This is a genomic window from Neisseria sp. P0009.S007, assembly GCF_051962515.1.
The window spans coordinates 1-3,760 of record NZ_JBQCVF010000154.1 but is presented as its reverse complement, the minus strand read 5'-3'; the positions used below and the strand labels follow the sequence as shown (position 1 = coordinate 3,760).

General features: G+C 52.8%; 2 protein-coding genes and 2 pseudogenes. All 4 read left to right on the top strand.

Annotation, left to right across the window (positions count from 1 at the left end):
* Positions 1–477, top strand: a pseudogene (locus tag ACTHS3_RS10735) (DNA phosphorothioation system sulfurtransferase DndC); the annotation flags it as partial.
* On the top strand, positions 474–686 hold the full coding sequence (locus ACTHS3_RS10730; RefSeq protein WP_440367938.1) for a DNA modification system-associated small protein: 213 nt from the start codon (positions 474–476) through the stop codon (positions 684–686). The pseudogene ACTHS3_RS10735 and the gene ACTHS3_RS10730, both read left to right, overlap by 4 nt.
* A gap of 1 nt (position 687) precedes the next feature.
* Positions 688–2,742 carry an AAA family ATPase gene (locus ACTHS3_RS10725; protein WP_440367937.1) on the top strand — a complete coding sequence of 685 codons (2,055 nt, stop codon included), beginning with the start codon at positions 688–690 and terminating at the stop codon, positions 2,740–2,742.
* 11 nt (positions 2,743–2,753) lie between these two features.
* Positions 2,754–3,760 (top strand): annotated as a pseudogene (locus ACTHS3_RS10720) (FtsK/SpoIIIE domain-containing protein); the annotation flags it as partial.

The window sequence follows — 3,760 nt, the reverse complement described above, 5'->3', positions numbered from 1 at the left end:
GCTGCCAACGACCCGCCCTGGGGAGGCGCACACAGCGATTTAATCAAGCTCTACCGCGAAGCCGCCGGCGGCGAATGCCCGATTGTGCTGTCGCAGGAAGAAGCCCCCGGCTGCGGCACCAATTCCAGCCGTTTCGGCTGTTGGACGTGTACGGTAGTCAATAAAGATAGAAGCCTGCAAGGATTTGTGGACGCAGGAAAAACCGAATTTGCACCGTTAATTGAATACCGCAACTGGTTAGTGGATATCCGTAACAAACCCGAATACCGCCAGGCCGAACGGCGCAACGGAAAACTCACGTTCAAAAGCGGCAAACACATCCCCGGCCCGTTCACCATCAAGGCGCGGCAGGAAATGCTGGCGAAGCTGCTGGACGTGCAAGCTGCTTTCGGTGAAGAACTGATTTCGCAGGACGAAATCGACCTAATCAAGCAGATTTGGACGGAAGATATTTTGAAACAAGGAGACAGACGATGAACCCGGAAATTGAAGACCTGCTGCTGTGGCGTGACCCCGACGCGCGCCATTTGCTGGAAGCGGCCGCCAAAAAACACAATGTCAAAATGGAAGCGGCGGCGGAGCTTCTTGCTTGGGCGCGCCAGGTGCGGCGTAAGGGTGACAAATACGGCGGCATGAAGCAGAAGCTGGACAAAATCTTCGAACAACAGGATTTATGGGGGGAATAAGGTGTATATCAAACGGATAAAACTGAAAAATTTCAAATCCTACGCCGAAGCCGAATTTGAATTTCCCCCGCCTGAAAAAGGGCGAAACCTGATTTTGGTCGGGGCGGAAAACGGGCACGGTAAAACCACGCTGCTGGAAGCGATTTACCTGTGCCTGTACGACAAAGACGCGATTGCCAATTTCCAACGCGCCGGACTGGGCGACAGCAAATTCAAATACCATGACTTCATCAGCCAGTCGCTGTACAAGGAGGCCGCCGCCCAAATGGCCAGGTCCTACGAGATGGTGTTAGAAATGGATTTGATGGAAAGCTATGCCTTTGGCGAACAGGGTATCCGTATTGTTCGTAAATGGTATTTCGACCATTTGGGCCTCTATCAGGAAGAAAGCAACCAGCTGCTTTTGTATTACATAGGCAAAGACGGCCTGAAAAAACCTATAGACGGTGAAGAAATCCAAGAATATTTGGAAGATTACGGCCTGCCGTCCGAATATTCCACGTTTTTCTTTTTTGACGGAGAACAGCTGGTCAATATCGCCAAGCAGTTCGGCGCAGGCGGCTGGATGAGCGGTGCGCTGAACAAACTTTTGGGCATCGACCTGCTTAAAGCCTTGCAGGCAGACGTGAAGAAATACGGGCAGGAGCTATACAGCGAAAAGGCGGGTGGCAGGGAGAAAGAGCGGCTTTCTGAAGCCGAACGCCGTTTTCAGACTGCCTCTGAAGAGTTGGCTCGTCACACCGAAACCCTGCAACAGTGGCAGCGGCAGAAGCAGGAAGCCGAAGCTCGGCAGGACGACTTGCAAATGCGGTTGCGGGGCGCGGGCAGCACGCAGCATTCCAAAGAGCTGATTGCCCAAATCGAACAGTGTGAAGCCGAAACCGCCCAACTGAACCAAAGCATTCAGGCAGCCTTGTTGGCCCTGCCGCTCGCCCTGCTGCCTGAAAGCGATATCGCCGCCCTGAAAACGCAGCTTCACGGTGATTACCGCCGCCAGCTGCATGAACAGGGCAAAGAGCAGAATGCGCACCGGTTGGAAGAATTCTGGCAGGAGTTTTCCACCAATCCCAACACGCTGGAACTACTGACACCGAAAATCCTGAAAGACGAACTGCTCAAACGTGCTCTGAACGAATCATGGGACGTTCTGTTCGATAAACTGCCGCCAGATGCATCTGACCCTATGCAGCACAATTACTTGGATGATACTGGTTTTCAGACGGCCTTCGAAAACATCGCTCGCATCACATCGCCCGACAACGACCTCGGCAGCCTGAACAAAGAGAAAAACCGTCAGGAAACCAAGCTGGACGAGCTGAAACGCTGCTACGAACAGCAGAAAGACAGGCTTGTCGATTCCGACCGCCTGCGCGAAGAATTGGAGCGTGTTCAGAAAGAGCTGGCCGAAGCCAACCAAAAACTCGGCGGCGTGCAAAACAGCATCGAGCGCAGCCAAACCGAAGTCAACCGCCTGAAAACCGAATGGGAAACCCAGCAACAGGCACTGATAGACAGCCTGCCCAAACAGCAAAAGGCCGAGCGTGCCGAGGCCGTGTGCCGCCTGATAGACGACTTGGCCGTGCAACTACGCCGCAGCAAACTGGATGCATTCCGCAAAACCGTAAACAGCCTGCACAAGGAAATCGCCCATGACAAACAAATCGGCGACATCGAAATCGACGAAAATGGCAACCTGTTGCTGTACAGTCAAAACGGCATGGCTATCGACTTCCAGCCGCTTTCCCACGGTGAAAAGAAAATACTGGTGCTGACCCTGATTGCCGCATTAGCTGAAATTACCGATTACCAAGTTCCCTTCGTGGTCGATACCCCGCTCACATCTTTGGACACGCGCCATTGCGACAACCTAGTGCAATACTGGATGAATTTAAACCGCCAAGTGATTATTCTGGTGCAGAGTGCCGAAATCGATTCCGAAACCTATCAAAAGCTCAACGCACAAGGATGCATCGGCAAGAGCTACTTTATCCGTTCTCAAAGCCTGCAAGGCGGCGGAAAATGCGCCACCGTTACCCCGCACGCCTATTTTGAATAAAGGGAAACGCCATGTACGAATTGGACGACGACAAAATCTGCAATGACAAATACTGGGTAACGCTGACTGAAAACACCCACATCAAATCCAGCGGCGAAGCAGCCAAAATCCTAAAACAGCTCGAAAGCGACGGCGTGCTGCCTAAAATGCAGAACCATGAATGGGCGCGGCTGTGCATCGCCTTCTGCTTTGCCAAAACCAAAAATATCAAAGATTGGGAACAGAAACCCAGCATGGACGGTGGTTTGGAAATCGCATCGTTCAACACCTGCTTTAATCAAAACGGCAAAAAAGGCGAAGAAAAATTTTGGCTAGCCTACATCAGCCAGCGCATGTTTGACGAAGTGCCAGAACGGAAATTCACCAAAAAACACTTGTTTGCCTATATCCAACTGGCGTGGCACAACGGCGCGAAACTGCTGGAGGAACGTTACCGGAAAGCCTTGGACTACTGTGACGGCAGCATCGTGGAAGCCAAAAAAATATTCTTTGACGAACTGGCCGGCTTGGCGGCGCAACACCGGGGCAGTGGTTCGGACGGTGCTGCCCCTGCCGTTTCAGGCAGCCTGCACCCGGCCGCTTCCGGCACGGAAGAACAAACCTGCATCAAACTCAAAACCGCACTGGACAAAACAGTCGGCAAAGGCGGTACGATACAGCCTGAATACGGCGGCGTGCGCTATGACTGCTTGCGCGTGCAGTTTGACCGCTATGTGGATTTGGAAAAATACCACAGCCAAATTTGCTCCGAATTGGGCATCGGCGATGACGAAATGCGCTGCGGACGCACCACTCACGGGGAATCCAACACTTGGCACATCAATATCTTGCGCCCGAAAGATACTTGGCGGCAATATGGACAAGATGAGTTTCAGACGGCCTTGCAGCAATACCGCACATCGGCACGGCAGTTCAGATTGCCCGTGTGTATCGGCTTGGATGAACGCGGCGAACCCGTGTTTCAAGATTTTGCCACCGCGCCGCATGTGATGGTAGGCGGGGAAACGGGGGCTGGGAA